General features: G+C 62.1%; 22 protein-coding genes and 1 pseudogene. 15 read left to right on the forward strand and 8 right to left on the reverse strand.

The features are described from left to right. Positions 1–190: 190 nt before the first annotated feature. A complete protein-coding gene (locus tag ACMTA2_RS19275) occupies positions 191–439 on the forward strand; it encodes a phage infection protein (RefSeq protein WP_413791297.1) in 249 nt (82 codons plus the stop codon). Positions 440–559: 120 nt separating this feature from the next. Here ACMTA2_RS19275 and hpaR (ACMTA2_RS19280) read toward each other — a convergent pair whose 3' ends face one another. Both hpaR (ACMTA2_RS19280) and hpaA read right to left on the reverse strand, forming a co-directional pair. Next, a complete protein-coding gene (gene hpaR / locus ACMTA2_RS19280; RefSeq protein ID WP_413791298.1) occupies positions 560–982 on the reverse strand; it encodes a homoprotocatechuate degradation operon regulator HpaR in 423 nt (140 codons plus the stop codon). 62 nt (positions 983–1,044) lie between these two features. Continuing rightward, on the reverse strand, positions 1,045–1,950 hold the full coding sequence (gene hpaA / locus ACMTA2_RS19285) for a 4-hydroxyphenylacetate catabolism regulatory protein HpaA (protein ID WP_413791299.1): 906 nt from the start codon (positions 1,948–1,950) through the stop codon (positions 1,045–1,047). A 186-nt stretch (positions 1,951–2,136) separates the two neighbouring features. On the opposite strand from hpaA, the gene ACMTA2_RS19290 reads away from it, so the two are divergent. From ACMTA2_RS19290 to hpaI, 8 genes and pseudogenes are all read left to right on the forward strand, one after another. Next, entirely contained in the window at positions 2,137–2,814 is a 678-nt protein-coding gene (locus ACMTA2_RS19290; protein ID WP_413791300.1) for a fumarylacetoacetate hydrolase family protein, read from the forward strand. Then, the gene (locus ACMTA2_RS19295) at positions 2,811–3,581 is read left to right on the forward strand and encodes a fumarylacetoacetate hydrolase family protein (RefSeq protein ID WP_413791301.1); all 771 of its coding nucleotides are present in this window, start codon (positions 2,811–2,813) and stop codon (positions 3,579–3,581) included. The genes ACMTA2_RS19290 and ACMTA2_RS19295 overlap by 4 nt, the downstream gene beginning before the upstream one ends. A 5-nt stretch (positions 3,582–3,586) precedes the next feature. Beyond that, complete coding sequence (gene hpaE, locus ACMTA2_RS19300; protein ID WP_413791302.1) at positions 3,587–5,047, forward strand: 5-carboxymethyl-2-hydroxymuconate semialdehyde dehydrogenase; 1,461 nt, start codon at positions 3,587–3,589, stop codon at positions 5,045–5,047. Positions 5,048–5,291: 244 nt separating this feature from the next. Continuing rightward, entirely contained in the window at positions 5,292–6,149 is an 858-nt protein-coding gene (gene hpaD, locus ACMTA2_RS19305; protein ID WP_413791303.1) for a 3,4-dihydroxyphenylacetate 2,3-dioxygenase, read from the forward strand. A 45-nt stretch (positions 6,150–6,194) separates the two neighbouring features. Next, positions 6,195–6,587 (forward strand): tautomerase family protein, encoded by a 393-nt coding sequence (locus tag ACMTA2_RS19310; protein WP_413791304.1) that lies wholly within the window; start codon positions 6,195–6,197, stop codon positions 6,585–6,587. A 52-nt stretch (positions 6,588–6,639) separates the two neighbouring features. Continuing rightward, positions 6,640–7,846 (forward strand): annotated as a pseudogene (locus ACMTA2_RS19315) (MFS transporter). Positions 7,847–7,858: 12 nt separating this feature from the next. Next, complete coding sequence (gene hpaH, locus ACMTA2_RS19320; RefSeq protein WP_413791305.1) at positions 7,859–8,662, forward strand: 2-oxo-hept-4-ene-1,7-dioate hydratase; 804 nt, start codon at positions 7,859–7,861, stop codon at positions 8,660–8,662. An 18-nt stretch (positions 8,663–8,680) separates the two neighbouring features. Beyond that, a complete protein-coding gene (gene hpaI / locus ACMTA2_RS19325) occupies positions 8,681–9,478 on the forward strand; it encodes a 4-hydroxy-2-oxoheptanedioate aldolase (RefSeq protein WP_413791306.1) in 798 nt (265 codons plus the stop codon). A 77-nt stretch (positions 9,479–9,555) separates the two neighbouring features. On the opposite strand, the gene hpaR (ACMTA2_RS19330) is transcribed toward hpaI, so the two are convergent. The 3 genes from hpaR (ACMTA2_RS19330) to ACMTA2_RS19340 form a co-directional block, all read right to left on the reverse strand. Then, positions 9,556–9,978 carry a homoprotocatechuate degradation operon regulator HpaR gene (gene hpaR / locus ACMTA2_RS19330; RefSeq protein WP_413791307.1) on the reverse strand — a complete coding sequence of 141 codons (423 nt, stop codon included), beginning with the start codon at positions 9,976–9,978 and terminating at the stop codon, positions 9,556–9,558. A gap of 235 nt (positions 9,979–10,213) precedes the next feature. Beyond that, a complete protein-coding gene (locus ACMTA2_RS19335) occupies positions 10,214–11,155 on the reverse strand; it encodes a p-hydroxyphenylacetate 3-hydroxylase reductase component (protein WP_413791308.1) in 942 nt (313 codons plus the stop codon). A gap of 58 nt (positions 11,156–11,213) precedes the next feature. Next, positions 11,214–12,383, reverse strand: a complete 1,170-nt coding sequence (locus ACMTA2_RS19340) for a p-hydroxyphenylacetate 3-hydroxylase oxygenase component (protein WP_413791309.1) — start codon at positions 12,381–12,383, stop codon at positions 11,214–11,216. Between the two features lie 311 nt (positions 12,384–12,694). Between ACMTA2_RS19340 and ACMTA2_RS19345 the strand changes: the two genes are divergently transcribed. From ACMTA2_RS19345 to ACMTA2_RS19370, 6 genes are all read left to right on the forward strand, one after another. Continuing rightward, positions 12,695–13,993 (forward strand): NAD(P)/FAD-dependent oxidoreductase, encoded by a 1,299-nt coding sequence (locus ACMTA2_RS19345; RefSeq protein ID WP_413791310.1) that lies wholly within the window; start codon positions 12,695–12,697, stop codon positions 13,991–13,993. 44 nt (positions 13,994–14,037) lie between these two features. Then, positions 14,038–14,403, forward strand: coding sequence for a cupin domain-containing protein (locus ACMTA2_RS19350; protein WP_413791311.1), 366 nt, complete (start codon positions 14,038–14,040; stop codon positions 14,401–14,403). A 51-nt stretch (positions 14,404–14,454) separates the two neighbouring features. Beyond that, the gene (locus ACMTA2_RS19355; RefSeq protein WP_413791312.1) at positions 14,455–15,114 is read left to right on the forward strand and encodes a helix-turn-helix transcriptional regulator; all 660 of its coding nucleotides are present in this window, start codon (positions 14,455–14,457) and stop codon (positions 15,112–15,114) included. An 81-nt stretch (positions 15,115–15,195) separates the two neighbouring features. Further along, positions 15,196–16,017: a molybdenum cofactor biosynthesis F family protein gene (locus ACMTA2_RS19360; RefSeq protein ID WP_413791313.1), complete on the forward strand. Its 822-nt coding sequence runs from the start codon at positions 15,196–15,198 to the stop codon at positions 16,015–16,017. Then, entirely contained in the window at positions 16,010–16,810 is an 801-nt protein-coding gene (locus ACMTA2_RS19365; protein WP_413791314.1) for an SDR family NAD(P)-dependent oxidoreductase, read from the forward strand. The genes ACMTA2_RS19360 and ACMTA2_RS19365 overlap by 8 nt, the downstream gene beginning before the upstream one ends. Continuing rightward, entirely contained in the window at positions 16,803–17,570 is a 768-nt protein-coding gene (locus ACMTA2_RS19370) for an SDR family oxidoreductase (RefSeq protein ID WP_413791315.1), read from the forward strand. Before ACMTA2_RS19365 ends, ACMTA2_RS19370 begins: the two co-directional genes overlap by 8 nt. 172 nt (positions 17,571–17,742) lie before the next feature. On the opposite strand, the gene feaR is transcribed toward ACMTA2_RS19370, so the two are convergent. From feaR to ACMTA2_RS19385, 3 genes are all read right to left on the reverse strand, one after another. Continuing rightward, the gene (gene feaR / locus ACMTA2_RS19375; protein WP_413791316.1) at positions 17,743–18,705 is read right to left on the reverse strand and encodes a transcriptional regulator FeaR; all 963 of its coding nucleotides are present in this window, start codon (positions 18,703–18,705) and stop codon (positions 17,743–17,745) included. A 123-nt stretch (positions 18,706–18,828) separates the two neighbouring features. Further along, positions 18,829–19,449: a DUF3156 family protein gene (locus ACMTA2_RS19380; protein WP_413791317.1), complete on the reverse strand. Its 621-nt coding sequence runs from the start codon at positions 19,447–19,449 to the stop codon at positions 18,829–18,831. Next, positions 19,394–20,893, reverse strand: a complete 1,500-nt coding sequence (locus tag ACMTA2_RS19385; RefSeq protein ID WP_413791318.1) for an APC family permease — start codon at positions 20,891–20,893, stop codon at positions 19,394–19,396. Before ACMTA2_RS19385 ends, ACMTA2_RS19380 begins: the two co-directional genes overlap by 56 nt. Positions 20,894–21,173 lie beyond the last annotated feature (280 nt).

The raw sequence follows: 21,173 nt of genomic DNA on the forward strand, positions 1-21,173 counted from the left end.
CACGCCCCGCCTCCCCTCGCTCCAACAGGGTTTGTATCGCTCTGTATATGAAAGGCAGCTTGATACGAAACTGCAGATTTCGCCCTCTTCGGGCAAACATCGTCGATACATCTGCGCGTTTAACTGTGATCACCGGACAGCGACACCTCGCTGCCACGGCCTCACTCAATCAAGCGCAAGGAGAATCACCATGTTCAACTTCTCGAAACTTTCGTCGCTGGCAATCGCCCTGACACTGGTGGGCGGTGTCGGCCTCTCGAACGTAGCCTCGGCAAAGAACGCCCCGGCCCAGGCTTCGCATCAACTGGCTGAAGGCGGCTCCGATCGGTTGAGCCAGAATCGAGTGGCCGAAGGCGGTTCCGACCGCCTGATCGAGAATCGCGTGGCTGAGGGTGGGGCTGATCGGTTGCAGGCGTTGCGTGAACGCAGCACGGTGTGAAGCGATTTTTTGGCCAGGGATGGCTCCCTCTGCCGACCGGTGACTAGACGAGTTGGTGGTTCCGGGAGGCTGCTACACAGCCCAGCGGGAGCGAGCTCAATCGCCACAAAGACTCAAGGCTCAAGGCTTGATGGTCTTGAGCTCATTGAGCAACGTGAGCAGTTGCTGCATCTTTTCCTCGCCGAACTGTTCTTCGATCCGCCGGTAGTTGCTTTCCATGCCTTCGCTCATGGACACGAAGCACTGTTGGCCACGCTCGGTCAGGCCTACGAAGACCCGTCGCTGGTCCTGGCTGGATTTCTGGCGACGAACCAGCCCATCGCGCTCCAGGCGACTGAGCACGCCGGTCATGCTCGGCTTGAGAATGCAGGCCTGGTGGGCGAGCTGGTGGCTTTCCAACTCACCTTGCTGATGGAGGATGCGGATCACTCGCCATTGCTGCTCCGTGAGGTCATGCTGGTTCAGTGCCGGACGAAAAAAAGCCATCGCCGCTTCGCGGGCTTGCAACAGGGTCAGGGTCAAAGAAGGTCTGGGGTTGGCCATGTTCGAACTGTGTGAATGGGCGAGTCGGCAGCTTAGTGTCGCTATCACAGCGCTGCAAGCGCTCAGCGCAACCCCGATTGCCGCTGGCGATACTCCCCTGGCGTGAGCTGGGCGTAACGCTGGAAAAACCGACTGAAATACGCCGGGTCCTTGAACCCGAGCTGGTAGCAGATTTCATTGGCCGAACTGCCGGTGAACAACAACAGTCGCTTGGCCTCCTGCATCAACCGCTCCATGATCAGGCGCTTGGAAGGCAGGTCGGCGATGCGTCGGCACACGTCGTTGAGGCGCGCCTCGGTCACGCCGATGCCTTCGGCGTAGCGCGACAGCGGCCAATGCTGCAGGTAGTGGGCCTCGATCAGCTCGTTGAAGCGGTGAAAGATCTTCAGGTCTTCATGCCGGGCCGGCCTGGCCTCCAGGGAGTTGGAACACAGCCGCAACAGGCTGATCATGATCAACCGCGTCAGCCCGTCCAGCGCCGCGCTGCGCCCCGGATACCCCGCCGCCACCTCCTCGCTCAATGCCTCGAACAGGTATTCCAGCCGCTGCGTCTCCCGCGCCTGCCCGGGCCCCAGTTGCGCCAACGCCACGCAGGCTGCCGGCATCTGCACACCCGCCGGCGCCAGGCTCGGGTCGGCGTCGATCAACTGCCACACCAATTGCTGGCGCACCGTCAGCACATGCCCGTCACTGTCGGCCTCGGTCACGAAGGCATGGGGAATGGTCGGCGGTGTCAGGAAGAACATCGGGCCGGATTCAACGTACTGCTGGTCATCGAGATACACGCGTACGGTGCCGCTCTTGACGTAGTGCACCTGGAAGAATCGGTCGTGGCGATGCACCGGCATGTTACGGCCGAAAAAATCCGCCAGGTTGGCGAGCCGGTCGTAGTGCACCTCGGCGTCGCTGTAGCGCTGGTCGTACACCTGACCAATGTTGATGTTGGGGATCGGCTGACGGTCAGTCATCACGCAGTACTCGTTTTCTTATTCTGGTCCAGGCACCTGCCGCACCCATCCTGCACCGAATCCGGCAAGGCAACCAGTGCCCGCTCATTCTGTCACGCTTGACGATAGTTAACATCTTAATTATAACTGTTAACACATTAACAATAACCGCAGAGCCCTCACCCTCTGCATCGCCAGGAGACAAGCATGAGCCGTGCCCTGCATGACGTCGCGACCGGCACCCTGTTCGGGGTCGCGTTGAACTACCAGGGGCTGCTGAAACAGCGCCTCGCCGAGTTCGAGCAACCGCCCTACCAGAAGCCGCCGCTCAAGCCCGTGCTGTTCATCAAGACACCCAACACCCGTAACCGGCACGACGCCGACGTAGTTCACCCCGGTCACGGCCAAACACTGCAACCGGGGCCGGCCCTTGGTGTGGTGATGGGCAAATCAGCCAGCCGCGTCAGCGCCGCCGAGGCCCTGAGCTATGTGGCTGGCTACACCGTCGTCAATGAATTCAGTCTCCCGGAAGACAGCTATTACCGCCCTGCCGTCAAGGCCAAGTGCCGGGACGGTTTCTGCGCCATCGGCCCGGAACTGGTGCCGACCGCCCAGGTGGCCGACCCGAACAGCCTGGCGATCACGCTGTACGTCAACGGCCAGGTACGCCAGCAGAACAGCACGGCCAACTTCGTTCGCAACATTCCCCAATTGATTGCCGAGATCAGCGAGTTCATGACCCTGCATGCCGGCGACGTGCTGATCACCGGCACGCCTGAGGGCCGGGTCGACGTATTGCCCGGTGACCGTGTCGAAGTGGACATCAGCGGCCTGGGTCGTCTCGTCAATACCGTCGTGGCCGAGGACACAGGAGCTCATTCATGAAACACGCGCGCATTCGTTTTGAAGGCCAGGATCACGCCGTTACCGTTGAAGCCGGCAACGCCGTACGCCTGGCCGATGGTCGCCTGCTGACCGAGGACCAGGTCCAATGGCTGCCACCGGCCACCGGCAGCATGTTCGCCCTGGGCCTGAACTATGCCGATCACGCCGCCGAACTGGCGTTCAAGCCACCGACCGAACCCCTGGCGTTCATCAAGTCGCCGGGCACCTACACCGGCCATAACCAGGCAACCTGGCGTCCCGACAACGTCGCCTACATGCATTACGAGTGCGAACTCGTGGCCGTCATCGGTAAAGCGGCACGCAACGTCAAGCGCGAGGACGCGCTGGGCTACCTGGCCGGCTACACCGTGTGCAACGACTACGCGATCCGCGACTACCTGGAAAACTACTATCGCCCCAACCTGCGGGTGAAGAACCGCGATGCCACCACCCCCGTCGGCCCATGGATCGTCGATGTGGCCGATGTGCCGGACCCGAGCGACCTGAAGCTGCGCACCTGGATCAACGGCGAACTGCGCCAGGAAGGCAGCACCAAAGACATGATTTTCGACATCCCCTACCTGATCGAATACCTGTCCAGCTTCATGACCCTGCAGCCCGGCGACATGATCGCCACCGGTACGCCGGAAGGCCTGGCGGATGTGGTGCCCGGTGACGAAGTGGTGGTGGAAGTGGAAGGCGTCGGCCGCCTGGTCAATCGAATTGTCAGCGAAGCCGAGTTCTTCGCATCCCGTAAAGAGGCTTGAGCAGCATGATCAAACACTGGATCAACGGCCGTGAGGTCGAAAGCAAAGACGTCTTCGTCAACCACAACCCGGCCACTGGCCAAGCCATTGGCGAAGTCGCCAGCGGCGGTGCCGAAGAAGTGGCCCAAGCGGTCGCAGCCGCCAAGGAAGCGTTTCCAAAGTGGGCCAATACCCCGGCCAAGGAACGCGCCCGCCTGATGCGCAAGCTCGGTGAACTGATCGAACAGAACGTGCCGAAGCTGGCCGAGCTGGAAACCCTCGACACGGGCTTGCCGATCCACCAGACCCGCAACGTGCTGATCCCGCGCGCCTCCCACAACTTCGATTTCTTTGCCGAAGTCTGCACGCGAATGGACGGCCATACCTATCCGGTCGACGACCAGATGCTCAACTACACGCTGTACCAACCGGTGGGGATCTGCGCGCTGGTCTCACCTTGGAACGTGCCGTTCATGACCGCGACCTGGAAGACCGCCCCATGCCTGGCGCTGGGCAACACGGCTGTGCTGAAAATGTCCGAACTGTCGCCGTTGACCGCCAACGAGCTGGGTCGCCTGGCCGTCGAGGCCGGCATTCCCAATGGTGTGCTGAACGTGATCCAGGGCTACGGCGCCACGGCCGGCGATGCGCTGGTGCGCCACCCGGACGTGCGGGCGATCTCTTTTACCGGCGGTACCGCCACCGGCAAGAGAATCATGCAGACCGCCGGGTTGAAAAAGTACTCGATGGAACTGGGCGGCAAGTCGCCCGTGCTGATTTTCGAAGACGCTGACCTGGAACGCGCCCTCGACGCCGCGCTGTTCACGATTTTTTCCCTCAATGGCGAACGTTGCACCGCCGGCAGCCGGATATTCATCCAGGAAAGCATCTACCCGCAGTTCGTCGCCGAATTTGCCGCCCGCGCCAAACGCCTGATCGTCGGTGATCCGCAAGACCCGAAGACCCAGGTCGGCTCGATGATCACCCAGGCCCACTACGACAAGGTCACCGGCTACATCAAGATCGGCCTCGAAGAAGGGGCCACCCTCCTGGCCGGCGGCCTGGAGCGTCCGGCCAACTTGCCTGCCCACCTGAGCCGCGGCCAGTTCATCCAGCCGACGGTATTCGCTGACGTGAACAACGACATGCGCATCGCCCAGGAAGAAATCTTCGGCCCGGTGGTCTGCCTGATCCCGTTCAAGGATGAAGCCCAGGCCCTGCAACTGGCCAACGACACCGAATACGGCCTGGCTTCGTATATCTGGACCCAGGACATCGGCAAGGCCCATCGCCTGGCCCACGGCATCGAGGCCGGCATGGTGTTCATCAACAGCCAGAACGTACGCGACCTGCGCCAGCCATTCGGCGGCGTAAAGGGTTCCGGAACCGGCCGCGAAGGTGGACAGTACAGCTTTGAAGTGTTTGCCGAGATCAAGAACGTTTGCATTTCCATGGGCAGTCATCACATACCGCGGTGGGGGGTGTAATCCGGGTCAAGCCTGCTGATTAACCCTGTGGCGAGGGGATTTATCCCCGATGGGCTGCGAAGCAGACCTGAAGCCTGACACCTCGGTGTGTCATGTTGATTGGGTTTGCCATTTCAGGGCCGCTTCGCGCCCCAGCGGGGATAAATCCCCTCGCCACAAGAGCTGTGATTCCATCCCGAACATCAGGGCTGTGATTCACCGATTACCCAAGACTCAACAAGAACAATTTTTCAGGAGAATCATCATGGGCGAAGTCGTCCTGGCCGCGAAAATCTGCCACGTTCCCTCGATGTACCTGTCGGAGCTGCCCGGCAAGCACCATGGTTGCCGTGCCGCAGCCATTGCCGGCCATAAGGAAATCGGCCGCCGCGCCCGCGAGCTGGGCGCCGATACCGCCGTGGTGTTCGACGTGCACTGGTTGGTCAACAGCGCCTATCACGTCAACAGCGGCGCGCACTTCAAGGGCATTTACACCAGCAACGAGCTGCCGCACTTCATCAAGAACATGGAGTACGAATACCCAGGCGCCCCGGAACTGGGCGAGCTGATCGCCGCCGAGGCCAATGCCGCCGATGTCCGCACCCTGGCCCACAACATCCCGAGTCTTGAGCTGGAATATGGCACGCTGGTGCCCATGCGCTACATGCACATGGACGTTCCTCAGGAACAGAAATTCGACGTCGTGTCGATTGCCGCCTGGTGCGCCTGGCACCGCCTGCAAGACAGCTTCACCTTCGGCGCCGCCGTGCGCCGGGCCATCGAAAAAAGCGACCGCAAGGTCCTGGTGCTCGCGTCCGGCTCGCTGTCGCACCGTTTCTCCGATGATCGCAACGCCGAAGCCAACATCCACAACTGGACACGGGAATTCGACAAGCAAGTCGACTTGCACGTTGTCGAGATGTGGCGCCAGGGCCGCTGGAAAGAGTTCTGCGCGATGCTCCCGGACTACGCCGAGCACTGCTTCGGCGAAGGCAAGATGCATGACACGGCGATGCTGCTGGGGTTGCTCGGCGGGCCCGACTACGACAAGCCCGCCGAAATCATCACCGAGCCTTTCGGCAGCTCCGGTACCGGTCAGATCAACGCCATCTTCCCTGTTTGACACGGCGGCCGTACGGCATCCCCGTGCGGCCCGAAGGAGCCATTCATGCCGCATTTCATCGCTGAATACACCGACAACATCGAACGACAGGCCGACCTGCCCGGCCTGTTTGAAAAGGTCCACGCCTTGCTGGGCGACAGCGGCGTGTTCCCCCTGGGCGGTATCCGCAGCCGCGGCGTACGCCTGGACACCTGGCGCATGGCCGATGGCAAGCATGACTACGCCTTCGTGCACATGACCTTGAAAGTCGGCCATGGTCGCGACCTGGCCACCCGCCAGGCCGTCGCGCAAAACCTCTTCGAAGTGATCACCGCGCACTTCGCCGAACTCCAGGCCCAGCGCCTGTTGGCGCTGTCGTTCGAGATGATCGAGCTGCACGAGCAACTCAACTTCAAGGCCAACAACGTCCACGCCTTCCTCAAGGGCCAGGCCACCTGAATCCGTCTACCCGCATTTCCCCATCGGCCTCTCTGACAAAAAGTACAAGATCATGAGCACAGCCAATACCCTCGACACTGTCGGCACCGTCACCCACGACCGCACCCATGCGACCATCACCTGGCGGTTGATGCCGCTGCTGCTGGTCTGTTACCTCTTCGCTCACCTGGATCGCATCAACATCGGCTTCGCGAAGATGCAGATGAGCGCCGACCTGCAGTTCAGCGACACGGTCTACGGCTTCGGCGCCGGCCTGTTCTTCATCGCCTATGCGCTGTTTGGCGTGCCCAGCAACATGGCCCTGGACCGGGTCGGTCCGCGGCGCTGGATCGCCACGCTGATGGTGGTCTGGGGGGCCTTGTCCACCGGCATGTTCCTCATCGACAGCGCCGCCGGCTTCTACGTGTTGCGCTTTCTGCTGGGCGTGGCCGAGGCCGGTTTCTTTCCTGGCATCCTGGTCTTTCTCAACCGTTGGTATCCGGCCCGGCGTCGAGCCCAGGTGACCGCGTTGTTCGCCATCGCCGTACCGATGGCCGGGGTGATTGGCGGGCCTTTGTCCGGCGGCATTCTCGAGCATTTCCATGATGTTGGCGGTTTGCGCGGCTGGCAGTGGATGTTCGTCATCGAAGGGTTGCCGGTGATCCTGCTCGGCCTCGTGGTGCTCAAGTGCCTGCCGGACAACTTCGAGACGGTCAGGTGGCTCACACCGCACGCCAAGCAGCAGCTGCGCGAACAACTGAGCCTTGAAGAACAGCGCAAATCCATCACCTCGTTTTCGGCGATCCTCAACAATCCGCAGGTCTGGTTGTTGGTGGCGGTGTACTTTGCCGTGATGCTGGCGGTGAACACCCTGGCGTTCTGGATGCCGACCCTGATCCACGGCGCCGGCATCGGCAGCGACGGCAAGGTCGGGCTGCTCAGCGCGGTGCCCTACCTGGCCGGCTGTTTCTTCATGATCGGCTGCGGGCGTTCCTCCGACCGCCATCGCGAACGCCGCTGGCACTTGTGCGTGCCGCTGTTGATGGCCGCGCTGGGCGCAGCTGCCGCCAGCCTTCCTGTCCAACGGCACCCAGGCCGCCGGCATCGCGCTGATCAGCTCCTTTGGCAGCATCGCCTCCTTCTTCGCGCCCTACCTGATCGGCTGGATGCGCGACACCACCCAAAGCGCCAGCCTCGCCTTGTATGTGCTGGCCCTGCTCATCGCCCTTGGTGGCTTGCTGGTGCTGCGCACCCGGGCCGCCATCGTCAACCCTCAATAAGAGACCCTTGCCATGCTTGACCAGACCTTCATCCAGCAAGCCGCTGCCCGCCTGGACCATGCCGAACGCTCCCGCGAGCAGGTGCGGCAGTTTTCCCTCGATCACCCGGACATCACGATCGAGGATGCCTACGCCATTCAGCGCGCCTGGGTCGCGCAGAAAATCAAGGACGGCCGCAAGCTGGTCGGCCACAAGATCGGCCTGACCTCCCGGGCCATGCAAGTGTCCTCGAACATCACCGAGCCCGACTACGGCGCGCTGCTGGACGACATGTTCTTCGACGAAGGCACCGATATTCCCTTCGAGCGCTTCATCGTGCCACGGGTGGAAGTGGAGCTGGCATTCATTCTGGGCAAACCGTTGAAAGGCCCGAACGTGACGGTGTTCGACGTGCTCGACGCCACCGAATGGGTGATCCCGGCGCTGGAAATCATCGATGCGCGCATCCAGCAGATCGACCCGCAGACCCAGGCGACCCGCAAGGTGTTCGACACCATCTCCGACAACGCCGCCAATGCCGGCGTGGTCATGGGCGGTCGCGCAGTCCGCCCGACCGACATCGATTTGCGCAAAGTGCCGGCGGTGCTCTACCGCAACGGTGTGATCGAAGAATCCGGCGTCTCGGCGGCGGTGCTCAATCACCCGGCCAAAGGCGTGGCCTGGCTGGCGAACAAGCTGGCGGCCTACGACGTCACCCTGCAACCGGGACAGATCATCCTTGGTGGCTCCTTCACCCGCCCCGTGGCCGCCCAACGCGGCGATACCTTCCATGTCGACTACGACATGCTCGGTTCCATCGCCTGCCGCTTCGTCTGACTTCTCGAGGATTGTTCAGTGGACATGCCCATCAACCGTTTCAAACAACGCCTGTGCAGCGGCGAAGCGCAGATTGGCCTCTGGCTCGGCCTGGCCGATGCCTACAGCGCAGAACTGGCTGCCAACGCCGGTTTCGACTGGCTGCTGATCGACGGTGAACACGCCCCCAACGATGTGCGCACCCTGCTCGGCCAGCTCCAGGCCGTGGCGCCCTACCCCAGCCAGCCGGTAATACGCCCGGTGATCGGCGACACGGCATTGATCAAGCAAGTGCTCGATATCGGCGTGCAAACCCTGCTGGTACCGATGGTGGAAAGCGCCGCGCAGGCCCGCGAACTGGTACGCGCCATCCATTACCCACCCAGCGGGGTTCGTGGTGTCGGCAGCGCACTGGCCCGGGCATCGCGCTGGAACAGCATCCCCGGCTACCTCGACAAGGCCGATGAACAGATGTGCCTGCTGGTGCAGATCGAAAGTCGCGAAGGCCTGGCCAACCTGGAAGCCATTGCGGCGGTGGAAGGCGTGGATGGGGTTTTTATCGGCCCGGCGGACTTGAGTGCGTCCATGGGTTTTCGCGGCAACCCCGGTCACCCGGATGTGCAAGCGGCCATCGAAGACGCCATCGCCCGCATCCGTCAGGCCGGCAAGGCCGCCGGAATTCTCAGCGCCGATGAAAAACTGGCTCGGCGCTATATCGCACTCGGTGCGGCGTTTGTCGCCGTGGGCGTGGATACGACGGTGTTGATGCGAGGCTTGCAGACACTGGCGGCGACGTTCAAAGACACGCCAAAGCCTGCGGCTGGCGGCGTGTACTGATCATTATCAAATACCTTGTGGCAAGGGCATCTGTGGGAGCAAAGCTTGCTCCCACAGAAAGCAACCTGTCCGGGTTCTCAGCGCCTGATCGCCTTCAGGTCATTGAGCAACCCCAGCAACGTCTGCAATTTTTCCTCCCCTAACTTGTCCTGCAGACGCTGGTAATTCTCTTCCATGCTCTGGCTCATCGAATCGAAGCTCGCCTGCCCCTGCGGCGCCAGGCGCACCAGCACCCGGCGCTGATCCTGTTCAGCCTTGCGCCGCACCACCATGCCCGCTGCTTCCATGCGCACCAGCACGCCAGTCATGCTGGGTTTGAGGATGCAGGCCAGTTCGGCCAGGCGATTGATCTCCAGCTCATCGTGCTGGCTGAGAATACGGATGACTCGCCATTGCTGCTCGGTCAAGCCATGTTGATTGAGGGAAGGACGGAAAAAACCCATGGCCGCTTCGCGGGCCTGTAGCAGGGTCAGGGTCAAGGATTGGCGCGGCTTGGGCATGGAGGGGGTTCGCGAGCAGAGTTAGTTAATGAGTTAACTAAATCTTAACATCTCCGACGCCGAGTTACCTGTGGCGAGGGGATTTATCCCCGCTGGGTTGCGAAGCAGCCCTGATATCGGCCATCGCGGTGTGTCAGTCGATTCGCGGTTGTAGCTTTAGGGCCGCTTCGCGGCCCAGCGGGGATAAATCCCCTCGCGACAGGGGTTGGTGCCAACCCTTAATGCATGTTTCAGCTCAAGCGCCCTTGATCACACCTTTGAGCACTTGTTTGAAATGCTCCACCTGGGCCTCGCCGAACTGGCCGAACACCTTGTCCTGCTGTTCCTTGGCGATGGCCCAGAGCCCTTCGGTCTCATCCATGCCCTTGGCAGTCAGGCGTACACGCTCGCCTTCATCGCTCACCAGGCCCTTGCGCTTGAGGTTGGCCACGGCTTCTTCGATCTCGCGTACCGGCATCGCCACCTCCCGCTGCAAGTCGCACAGGTTCAGCCCGGCGTCGTTCTCCAGCACCATCAGCATCCGGGCTTCGCTGGTGCGCAAGCCGGTGGACAACTGACGCGGCTGGTAGCTGGCTTGATAGGCCCGCAGAGCCTGAGTCATCAGGTAATACAGGTTGTGGCTCAAGCGCCCCTGGAAGTGGCTGCTGGGGGACTGGCCCTCTTCGCGTTTGGTCATGCGAGTGTGGGGCAGCACCATCGAGTAGGCGCCCTGGTGATAGAGCAATGGAGAGCGTCCGAAATCGTCAAAGGCCACGACCTTACCGATCATGATCCAGTGATCGCCGCCATCGACCTGCTGGAATTTTTCACAGTGAAAACGCGCCGAGCAATCGACAAACACCGGGGCGCCGCCTTCGCCGGTTTCGAATTCGATTTCAGCGAAGCGGTCCTCCTTGGGTCGTGCGAAGTTGTTCGACAGGTCGATCTGGTCGGCGGCCAGTACGTTCACGGCAAAATGGCTGGCGGCTTCGAACACCTCGTGGCTGCTCGATCGCTTGTCGATGCTCCACAGGATCAATGGCGGGTCCAGGGACACCGAGTTGAAACTGTTGGCCGTCACACCAACCTTGCGGCCATCTTCAGTGGCAGCGGTGACCACGGTCACGCCGGTGGCGAAGTTACCCAGGGCCCGGCGGAACGCACGGGTGTCGAAAGCGGTATCACAAAGACTGGACATGCAAGACTCCCGGCCGCCTCAAGGGACGACCTCGATTATTGTTCTAGGGGACAGGCGGTCAAACCATGGAAGGATCGGGCTCAAGGCCCATCAACTCACGACCGAGTATCTGCGCACAGACGTCGTAGTCGGTGTAGGCATGGGCGCCGGTCAGGTGGGCGTCGCGGAACAGCCGTTGCAACTCGTTGCTCTCGAACCACGCTCCGCCGCCGGCTGCCTCCATCAAGCGGTCGACGGCCTGGATGCACATCTTGGTGGCGTACCCCTGGTTGGTCCGCCAGAACGCCAGGGTTTCCCGGCTGGGGTATTCGTGGCGCTCACTGTGTTCGGCGTGCGCCTGCCAGGTTTTCTCCAGGAAGGCACGGGCCGCCGCCACCTGATGGGTGGACTCGGCCAGGCGCATCAACGCCGGGGTCGCGGCACCGACCGCCGCGCCAGTGTAGGCCCGCACGCGGTTGCGGGTTTTCTCGCGAAAGACTTCCAGCATACGCTCGGCCACGCCCAGGCTGACCGTGGAGAAACCACTGGCGAAGTACGGCCGGTACGGCGAGTAGAAAATCTTGCTGTCGGGGTACAAGCCGAATCCACCGGACTTGCCTTCCATCATGTCCTTGGCCTTCTGGATCCGGTGTTCCGGAACGAAAGCGTTGTCGATGATCAACGTCTTGCTGCCACTGCCGCGCATGCCCACCGCGAACCAGTCATCGCGAATGTCATAGTCGCTGCGCGGCAGCACCGCAAAGCAATAATCCTGGGTGCCTTCGGCGTTTTTCCGGCGAAAGCCCACGATTGCCCATTCGGCATGATCGCAGCCGCTGCTCCAACCCATTTCACCGCTGAACATCACACCGCCGTCGACCTCCTCGGTGCGACCAAACGGTGCGATGCTGCTGCTGGCAGTGGCATCCGGGTCATCGCCCCAGACCTCCTGCTGGGCCTTGGCCGGAAACATCGCCAACTGATGGCTGTGGGTGCACAACAGGCTCATGGCCCACGCCGTGCTGGCACAGGCACCGGCCAGCAGCGCGATGCAATCGGCGAACTGTGGCAGGGAAATTTCCAGGCCACCGTACGGTTTCGGCTGGAAGGCCCGGTGCATGCCGATGCTTTTGAGCAAGGCGATATTCTCGGCGGGCACGCTACGGTCTTTCTCCGCCTGGAAGGCGTTGGCGGCGATGGCCGGCAGGAGGGGCTTGAGGTCTTCGAGCAGCGGGTTTGGCTTTTTCATGGAGAGGCTCTTTTATTATTGGCATCTGCCGATCCCGTCTTTGCCCGGCAACCTCAGGCTGCACAAACGACGGAATCATTGATTAAGGCCGGTCCAGTATGGGCAATCGCGGGCAGGTGAAAAATGCACCTTCCAGATCCAAGATTGTACTTTTCATGGGGCAGGTTTAGGCGCCCTGGCGCGCTCGGTCAAATACCCCGGCACGGATGATCAAGACAAACGCCCCGTCAGGGCTCTTAATGGAGCCATCCCCTGCAATGCCTTGCACAGGCGTGGCTACGGAGTTTCCTTTCACTTTGTCAGGTTGCGTCATGATCAATATCGAAACGCCCACCTATTACACGGCCACCAAGAAATACAACCTCAGCTTCCCCACGTTGGAACAGGACGTGGACGCCGACGTTGTGGTCATTGGCGGTGGTTTCTCCGGCATCAATACCGCGCTGGAGCTCGCTGAAAAAGGCATCACCAACATCGTGGTGCTGGAGGCACGTTACCTTGGGTTCGGCGGCACCGGACGCAATGGCGGGCAGATCATGGCTGGCATCGGTCATGACCTGGAAAAGATCAAAAAGGACGTCGGTGAAGACGGCCTGCGCCAGGTCTTCGAGATCAGTGACCTGGGCGCCGATATCATCAAGGACCGTATCGCCAAGTACGCCATCGACGCCGATTTCTGCCACGGCTACGGCTACATGGGTTTCAACGCCCGCCAGGAAAAAACCCTGCGGGCCTGGGAAAAAGACTTCAAGTCGATCAACAGCAAACATGAGATCCGCTTCCTCGGCGGCTCCGATGTGCAGCAGATCATCGGCTCCAAGGCCTACAGCAGCGCATTGCTGCACATGGGCGGCGGGCATGTGCACTCACTGAACCTGCTGCTGGGTGAAGCCAAGGCGGTGGTCAGCCACGGCGTGCGGATTTTCGAAAACAGCCCCGCCCTGGAAGTCAGCTATGGCGAACGCATCACCGTGCGCACCGGGCGCGGCTCGGTCAGGGCCAGCAAGCTGCTCTGGGCCTGCGACAGTTTCCTCAACAAGCTGGAACCGGAACTGCACCGCTCGACCATCAATACCTACGCCTTCCAGATGATGACCGAGCCGTTGTCGGACGAACTGATCCAGCGCATCAGCCCGATTCGCAGCGCCTACAGTGACATTCGCCCGGTGATCGACTACTACCGCGTCACCAACGAAAACCGCCTGCTGTTCGGTGCCGCGACGCCGTTGGTGGAGCACATCCCCCAGGATCTCAAGGCCTGGAACCGGCGCCTGATGCTGAAGATCTTCCCGTACCTCAAGGACGTGAAGATCGACCTCGCCTGGGGTGGCCCGATGGCGTGCAGCCCGAACCTGTTCCCGCAGATCGGCACCCTGCCCGGCCGCAGCAACGCATTTTTCGTCCAGGGTTACTCAGGCTTCGGCGTCACGCCGAGCCACATCATCTGCAAGGTGCTGGCCGAAGGCATGAGCGAAGGCTCGGCGCGCTACGACCTGGTCAGCTCGATCCATCGCCCGACCATCATCGGCAAAGACGCCATTCGTCCATTGCTGCTGACCGCCGGCAAGTCCTGGCATCAGCTGTCGGGCTACTGGAACGGCCGTCGCTGACGGCCAACCTCCTTCTTCCTTTCAATCATCAGGAGTCACCTGCCATGCCCCTTATCACCCTCGAAAAAGACATCCAGCTGTCCGACCTGGACGCCTGGGGCACCGTCGCCGATCTCGGCTCGCAGATTCTCGAAGGCGAAGTCAAGGCCTTCGGCAAGATGACCTTCGGCGCCCCCACCGATCCGGTCAGCAGCGCCTACTTCGGCACCACCCAAGGCAAATTCCGGATGGTCTACCCGTTCGCCGAACAAGCCACCGTGGTCACCGGTGAGGTGGTCCTCACCGACGAGGCCACCGGCCAGAGCACCCGTTACAAAACCGGCGACAGCTGGTTCGTGACCAAGGGCACGCCGGTGCTGTGGGAAGTGGTCAGCGAAAGTTTCGTCAAGCACTACTTCGCGGTAGCCTGACCGGACAGGGCTGCCGGCCCACCCGGCGGCCCGCTTGCGAAGGTTGCGACCATGAACCTCATCCCTGCCCAAGACATCGCCGGCCATTGCCTGCACGCCTTCACCCAACTGGTGCCCGTCAGCCGGGCAGCGTTCTACTGCGTGGACCGACACCTGCAAGCCCACGACTTCAGCCTCCATGGGATGAGCGGCGAGATGCACCGCGACTACCTGGACAATTACCGCCAGTTCGACCCGCTGCACCCGCGCCACTGCGCGTCCAGCGAACTGGCCGTGGTGCCGCTGGGCCTGGCGATGGCCCGCCAACCGCTGCGTGACAACCATCGTTATCGCGACTTCCTGCAACGCTACGGCGTGGTCGACGTGGTGGAAGTCTTCGCCCACCGGGACGGTCAGCCCCAAGCCGCCATTTCGTTGCTGCGCACCGCCGAACAAGGCGCCTTCACCCATCAGCAGTTGAGCCAACTCAACGCGTTGCAGGTCTTGCTGCAATTGGCCGTGGCCCAGTTACCGGCCCATGGGGATGCACTGGACGACCTGACGCCCAAGGAGCGCCAGATCGCCTGGCTACTGCGCCAAGGGGTCAGCAACAAACAATTGGCCCGGGAACTGGGCGTAGGCTTGCCAACCATCAAGACCCACCTGATCCACCTGTTCCGCAAAGTCGGCGTGAGCAGTCGCACCGAGCTGGTCAGCGCACTGTTCCTCTGATCAACCATTCGGTTGATAGGCTGTCACTGCCCGGCGCCGCATGATCCGAGTGGCTAATTCAACCACCGGAGCCTTGCAAAAATGAGCACATCTACAGACTGGATCACCGTCGGCGCCCTGGCCGATGGCTTTGCCCCCGAAGCCTTCATCCTGCCAAACCTGGCCGACCTGGACGGCAAGACGTTCACCCTGCACTTCGCCAACGGCTGGCAGATCGAGCATCGCTTCGAGCAGGACACCCTGACCTGGAACGCCGCCGATGGGCACTCCAGCGGCACCGCGACCTACCGGGCCACATCCGTACGCCCGGGCCTGTACCTGGTGGACTTCATCAAGCGCGAAGGCGAGCTGACCTCGTCGGTAAGCCTTGTGCTCGATACCGCCAGCGCCGCCTTTACCGCCGTGATCGGCCGCATGCCAAGCCCGCCAGAAACCGGCGAAGGCCTCTACGGCCGGGCATTGGCCGGCAAGCCACTGACCTCGGTTCAAGCGCAGTTCCTGCACGGCAGCCTTGACCGTCCCTGGCAGCCTGGCCTGTGCCCGCACGCACCGACCACTGAATTGGTGGGGCTGCGCAACCTGTATCGCTACAGCCCGAGCGAAGTCTACGAACACATTTACCTCAACGACCAGTTCTACTCCTGGCAGTGCCTCAAGGGCGTTGAACAAGGCCTGTGCGACACCGATCGCTGCGACACCTACAAGATCGCCGATCAGTTGTACCTGTTCGTGTGGCGGGAAAAGATCATCCCGACCCTGGGCCTGGTGCTGATCGACCTGCAGCAACACCGCAGCGACGGCAAGATCTTCGGCTACGCCGGGGCATCGTTCGATGAGTTCTCCAATTTCCCGGTCAGCTCGTACTGCCAGGTGCTCAATCGGACGGAGTATCCCGATGCCTGAATCACGCACGATTGTGATCACCGGTGCCGGTACCGGCATCGGTGCCGCCTGCGCCCGCCTGTATGCCGCCGCAGGCGCCAACCTGGTGTTGATCGGCCGTCGTCGCGAGCCCCTGGAAGCACTCGCCGAGGACATCGGCGGCCTGGTGCTGGTGGGCGACGCGGCTTGTCCGAACGCCTGGGACGGCTTCGTCGAGCAGATTCGCACGCGTTATGGCCGACTCGACGTGCTGCTGGCCTGTGCCGGTGGCTTGGGCATGGGCAGCGCCACCGAGACTCAGCCATCGGCCTGGGAAGCGGCCCTGCGCAGCAACCTCGATAGCGCCTTCTACAGCGCCCGGGCGTGCCTGCCACTGCTGCAGGAAAGCGCTGGCAACATTGTGCTGATTGCCTCCATCGCTTCGTTGGGGGCTGGCCCCCACGTGTGCGGCTACACCACCGCCAAGCATGCGCTGCTGGGTCTCAACCGTTCCCTGGCAAGGGATTACGGGCCTCACGGCGTACGGGTCAATGCGGTCTGCCCAGGCTGGGTCCGCACGCCCATGGCCGATGAAGAAATGCAGATGTTGATGCAGTTCCACGGCGAAACGTTGCAACAGGCCTATGACCGGGTCTGCGCCGACGTGCCGTTGCGCAGGCCAGCCAGTGCGGAGGAAATCGCCAACGTCTGCCGCTTCCTGGCCTCGCCTGATGCCTCGATCATCACCGGGGCGACGCTGGTGGCCGATGGCGGTTCCAGCATCGTCGACGTGCCGACACTGGCCTTCAGCCGGATGGAGGCCAGCGATGCCTGAGGATCTGGATTTCAGCGGCCAGACTGTACTGGTCACGGGCGGCGCCCAGGGCATCGGCCGGGCCATCGTCGAAGCGTTTGCCCTGCGCGGAGCCCACGTGGTCATCGCCGACTTGGGCCTGGCCCGGGCCGAGGCAGTGGCCAGCGAGTTGACCGCCGTGGGCTGTCAGGTGCAAGCCGTAGGGGTCGATCTGGCCGACGCGACGGCGATTTTCGAAATGATGACCTTGCTGGAACAGCGCTTGGGAAGGCTCGATACCCTGGTGCACAACGCCGGGTATTTTCCGCTGACGCCGTTCGCCGAGATCACACCGGCGATACTTGAACGCACGCTGGCGGTGAACCTGTCGGCGCTATTCTGGCTGACCCAGGCGGCGCTGCCGATGTTCCGGCGCCAGGGCCGAGGCTGCGTACTGGTGACCTCCTCGGTCACCGGCCCGCGGGTAGCGTATCCGGGGCTGAGCCACTACGCGGCCTCCAAGGCCGGGGTCAATGGTTTCATTCGCAACGCCGCGCTGGAGCTGGCGGCCGAGCATGTCCGCGTCAATGGGGTCGAGCCGGGCATGATCGCGACACCGGCCATGGAAAATCTTGGCGACGATGAGGTTAACCAGGACATCGCCCGCCGGGTGCCGCTGGGTCGATTGGGCCAACCGAGTGACATCGCCGGCGCCATGCTGTTCCTGGCGTCGAGCCTGGCCAGCTATGTGACCGGGCAGACCTTGGTGGTCGATGGTGGTTCGACATTGCCGGAGGTTTGAGCCTGAGTGGGGGGGAGTCAGCTTGCGGTGAGGGTGGATGGACCACCGTCATCGCGAGCAAGCTCGCTCCCACACTTTCCAGTGTCACCCACAAAAATCATGTTCATCACAAATCCCTTTGTGGGAGCGAGCTTGCTCGCGATAGCGATCGCCCAGTCAACGAAGACCTCATTCAAGCCACCCCCTGCGCCTGTTGCAGATGACTGGAACGAAACGCCTTGGGCGACAGCTCGAACTGCTTCTTGAACGAACGACTGAAATGCGCCGAATCGGTAAAGCCCCACTTGTAGGCAATCGACGTAATGGACTCGTCCCGCAGGAACGGGTTGGTCAGGTCATCGGCGCTGCGCTTGAGCCGGGCCCGCTGGATATAGCGGCAAACGCTGTCATCCTGCTCTTCGAACAAGCGATACAGATGCCGCACCGAAATGTTCAGCCGATTGGCCAGGCCCACCGGGCTGAGGCCAGGCTGGGTCAGTGATTCGTCGATGACCTTCTGCACATAACTGCGCAAGTGGCTGCCCTGCAAGGCCCCGCCTTCATCACGGGCATCGGTGCGGTGTTCCAGGGCCGAGCCCAACAAAGAAACGAAGGCACTTTGCAACGCTTCACCCTCGCCCGCCGCACCCTCGCCGTCCGGTGTGTCCTTGCACAGCTGGTCCATCAACACATGCAGCATCCGTCCGCACGCCTTGCTGGACGACACCTTGCCGAAGGTCTTGGTTTCCCCGCCCAACTGCCTCGACACGTCCTGGCGAGACAAGGACAGCACCGCGTGCTCGATCAGGCCGAACGGGCTGATCTCGAGCGCCCCCACGGAATCCATCAGCAACAATTCACCGGGCGCCAACTGGATGCTCAGGCCGTTCTGGGTAATGCGGCAGTAGCCGCTGCGCTGACTGACCAGGAAGCAATCCTGGTCATCATCGTGATCGGCGTTGGGTGAGTGACGCTTGATACGGCCGGCGTTGGTACGCAGGTTCGCGAGGGCAAGGCCGCCCCGATGGACATTCGACACTTCACCAATGAACAGCGCGCGATTGAAGGCCAGCTCGGTATCGAAGTGGCCGCAAGTCGCCCGCAGATCCCGGTTCCAGGTGTCCAGACCGTCCTGCCCAACCTGTTGCATGCTCATGGCATTCTCCGCAGTGGCTTTTTGTTTTTGTGCGGCAATAGTTAACATGTTATCTATATGCGCGCAACAAGTACCTGATCGCCAGAGCAGTAGCAGGAATGATGCCAGGGCAGTACAACAGGATCAGAGCGTTGCCAACACCCGCTGCAGGCCGCTCAAGGTCGCCAGCAAGACGCCGCGCTGCTCGCTGCTCAACGGGATATAGCGCCGAAAGGCCGGCATGCGATTGACCACTTCGCTACCGCCCATGTGTTCCAGGCGCACGCACCACTGGCCTCCCTGCAGATCGATGCGCAGCCGTTTGAAATCCAGCGGCATGAGGGCCTGATACAACGCTGGATCCTGCTCCACGGCCGCCTGCAATCGGGCCGCCAGGTCACGGCTCCCCTCCCGCTGCCGACAACGAATGCCACTGCGCCGGACAGCCCCGCCGTGGTGCAATTCCAGGCGCGCGATGCCCTCCCTGGAGGCAGGCACGCGCAGGACGAACTCGGTCATCACCAAGTGCATCAACAACTGCGACTCGGTGCGCTCGACAATCTCCAACTGCAAGCTGCCGTCGTCGGTGACGACCGTCGCCATGGCGGGGGCGGTGACCTCGAATCGCGACAATGCGAGGTTGCGCCGCAGGTGCTCCAGGGTGACCCCGGGCCGATAACCGGCCGGGGCGCGCTGGGTGCTGAACGCCTCAGACAGTTTTTGCAGCAGGGTCGACAAACTCGCCCGCAGGTTGCCCTGGTTCATGGGAGAACTCCTTGGCCAGCACGTCTTCCACCGACGCCGGCTTGAATGGATTGACCTTCTGCACCACCAGGGTCCAGAACAAGGCGTACGCCGCGGTGCCACCGAGCATCACCGCGAAAGGCACGTAGATGTCCGCCGGATTCATGCCGGGCGGCGTGATGAACCACATACCCAGCACAATGCCGACACTGGACAGGATCTGTGGCAGCGGGAACCACGGCGAACGATAGGCCCGCGGCAGATCGGGGCGACGAATCCGCAGGCTGACCACCGACACGGTCACCAGCAGGTAGGCAAAACTCCAGGCGCACACCGCGGCCAGCACCAGGTGCATGATGTTGTCGGGATTGCCGCCCAGCCACAGCGCATGCAGGCAAGGAATCAGCATCGCCACCAGGATGCACACCAGCGGCGTCTTGAAGCGTGGATGCAGGTAAGTGAAGACCTTCGGCAACGCGCCGTCCACCGCCATGCCATAGAGAATCCGCGGCACGCCGGCCATCAGGGTGTTGATGGTCGCCGCACCGGCAAACAGAAAGCCAATGCCCAACCACATCGGGCCGATATCGCCCATGACCTGTTCGGCGAACCGTGGAATCGCCATGGGAGTGTCCAGCAGATGCACGCCACTGGTGGCATCGAGCAGCACGTTTTCCACTTGGCGCTTCATCGCCGCACCGTAGATGAACATGCAGGTTGCGACGCTGAACAAGCCCAGCATCATGGCCCGGGGCATGGTCCGGGCGGACTGACGCAGGTCCGGCGCCAGCGGCGTGACGAATTCGCAGCCGACAAACATGAACATGGCCATGCCCACCAGCGACAGCACCGTGACCAGGTCGGTGCCCACTATGGACGCACCGAACCAGCCCTCCAGCTCCACCGCTGGCGCCGCGATCAAGCCCAACACGCCGAACACCATCAAGGTGGTCCACATGCCAAACGTCAGGATGATTTCGGCCCGGCCAAAAGCACTGACACCGAACGCATTGAGCACGCCAAACACCACCACGAACCCCACGCCCAGCAACCAGGAGCCGCCTGCCGATTCGGCCAGGGTGTTGAGGTGTTCGAAGTTCACCAGGGCCATGACGCCGGCCAGGATGGTCTCGGCGGTGCCGGCGAACACATGGACAATCAGATAGGCCGACAAGGTGCCAGTAATCGCGAAGAAACGCCCCATGCCACAGTTGATGTAGTCATAGACCGAGCCGGTGGTCGGAAGAATCGACGCGGCCTCGGCGAACGTCGTCGCCTGGGCCAGCATCATCACCACGGCGATCAGCATCGCCACGGCAAAGGCGCTGCCGCCGATGCCAAAACCCATGGTCGCGGTGAGAATCACGGGGCTTGCCATGATCAGGCCAATGGTGCTGGCCAACGCGGTGGGAAACCCCACCGAACCCCGGTTCAAGTGCTCGGTGAGCCTGTCATTGATCGACATCGTGCAGATCCTCGAAAGCGGATTTTTAGTAGGGATGCCACAGCCGTCCAGGACCCGGCGATCATGCCTTCCCCAACCGGTCCCTGATCGAAACGGCGTTGCGTGCAGCCTTACTCTGCGCTGCCCACGCCCTGGGCGTCTTGCCCGTGTCTGCCGCCGGTTTTGTTGCTGTCTGCCAGCACTGCCACGCTGGCGGCCTGGATCAATTCCATGGCAGGCAGATGAAAGACTTCCCCGTGTGCCGCTCCTTTTAATGCGCCCTCTGCTGTCCTATCACGCT

Origin of the sequence: Pseudomonas medicaginis (genome assembly GCF_965119365.1) — a bacterium.
In the GTDB taxonomy this organism is placed as follows: Bacteria; Pseudomonadota; Gammaproteobacteria; order Pseudomonadales; family Pseudomonadaceae; genus Aquipseudomonas.